Raw genomic sequence first — 940 nt, 5'->3', positions numbered from 1 at the left:
TTGCCAAAATGAACAATGTTGAAATAAATATTATTTCTAAGGACACCCCTTTTGCATTTTCTAGATTTTGTAAAGCAAATGATGTGAAAAATATCAACACACTTTCAGACTACAAAGGAGCAAGTAATGCAAGAAAATATGGCTCTGTTATTGCCTCACCTAAATTCTTAGAAGAATTTTTTGCCAGAACTGTTTATATAGTGGACACAAAGGGGAAAATTGCCTATAAGCAAGTTGTTGCACACATAGAAAAAGAGCCTAATTACAAAGACATTCTTGCAGCGCTTAAAGGCATTAAGTAGAGGCTCTGTTTTAAGTATTGGTAAATATGGTATTTTTGCTCTTGAGTAAGATGTTTGTGTAGGTTTATTTGTGCGCCTTCTTACTAGAGCTAAAAAAGAGTAAACAATGCCTACGACATCTTATAAATTGAGACCTTTGCATAAATAGGGATGATTAGCAAAATCCAATTTTTGCCCACTTGGTGATTTCTTTAAACCTTGTCCTAGCAGGGCTAAGGCTGGGTTTAAAAAATCGCCAAGTGGGTGAAAAGTGGGTTTCTGATGATTGTTCCTATTTATGCAAAGGTCTCTTTAGGTATAACTTTTTTCCAGTTTGTTGCAAATAAAATGATTATCAGTTATAATTTACCAAGTTTCAGTTACATAAATTTTATGCTTTTCACGCAACATTAATAAATGACCCAGACACAACAAAGATCCTTAATTTCCATTGTTTTTATTGCATTAATAGCTGGTCTTATTATCTCTTTAAATGTAGATAATCAGGATACTCAATCTGGTGTTTCAGTTATCACGCCATCTAATGCGAATACCTCAGCTGATAACCGCTCACAAGTAACATCAGGCAATAACACCAATGCACCAGATAATATCAAACAAACCCAAGACCCATTTAATCGAAACAATCATTCAAACCA

The 940-nt window shown here is 34.0% G+C and carries 2 protein-coding genes; both read left to right on the top strand.

The window, feature by feature from the left end; translation table 11 throughout:
• Positions 1-302 (top strand): redoxin family protein (locus tag BBROOKSOX_RS11730; protein ID WP_139662065.1); only part of this gene is annotated, 302 nt, incomplete at its 5' end.
• A 396-nt stretch (positions 303-698) separates the two neighbouring features.
• A partial coding sequence (locus BBROOKSOX_RS11725; RefSeq protein WP_139662062.1) for a hypothetical protein occupies positions 699-940 on the top strand: 242 nt, incomplete at its 3' end.

This window comes from bacterium endosymbiont of Bathymodiolus sp. 5 South (assembly GCF_900128535.1).
Lineage (GTDB): Bacteria > Pseudomonadota > Gammaproteobacteria > PS1 > Pseudothioglobaceae > Thiodubiliella.
Note: the sequence above shows the minus strand (reverse complement) of the source record. Positions and strands in the feature narration are given on the sequence as shown.